The sequence below is a fragment of the Streptomyces sp. SID3212 genome (genome assembly GCF_009865405.1).
Lineage (GTDB): Bacteria > Actinomycetota > Actinomycetes > Streptomycetales > Streptomycetaceae > Streptomyces.
In genome coordinates this window covers 1-430 of the sequence record NZ_WWJY01000608.1, presented here as the reverse complement: position 1 = coordinate 430, position 430 = coordinate 1, and the positions used below count along the sequence as shown (strand labels likewise).

The following is a 430-nucleotide window of genomic DNA, read 5'->3' as shown; positions in this document are numbered from 1 at the left end:
GGGCCCCGGGCGCGTGGCTGCCGGACGGGGTCGAGGTGGTCGGGCAGGTGGCCGGCGGCCTGGACGAGCGGCTCGCCGCCGCGTTCGCGGGCTGTGAGGGCCCTGCCGTGCTCCTCGGGATGGACACCCCCCAGGTCACCCCCGAGCTGCTGGAACCGGTGCTCGCGCCGGACGCCTGGCTGGGGTGCGACGCGTGGTTCGGACCGGCGGCCGACGGGGGGTTCTGGGCGCTCGGGCTCGCCGTACCGGATCCCGCGCTGCTGCTGGGCGTACCGATGTCCGTACCCGAGACGGGGGCGGTGCAGCGGGCCCGGCTGACCGACGCCGGGCTCGCGGTACGGGACCTGCCGGTCCTGCGGGACGTCGACACCGCGCAGGACGCGGAGCTGGTCGCGGCCGAGGCGCCGGCCGGCCGGTTCGCGGCGGTGCT

General features: G+C 78.4%; 1 protein-coding gene. It reads left to right on the top strand.

The genetic code is table 11. From position 1 onward, the window contains the following. The coding region (locus tag GT042_RS18035; RefSeq protein WP_161309738.1) for a DUF2064 domain-containing protein at positions 1-430 on the top strand (430 nt) is incomplete at both ends.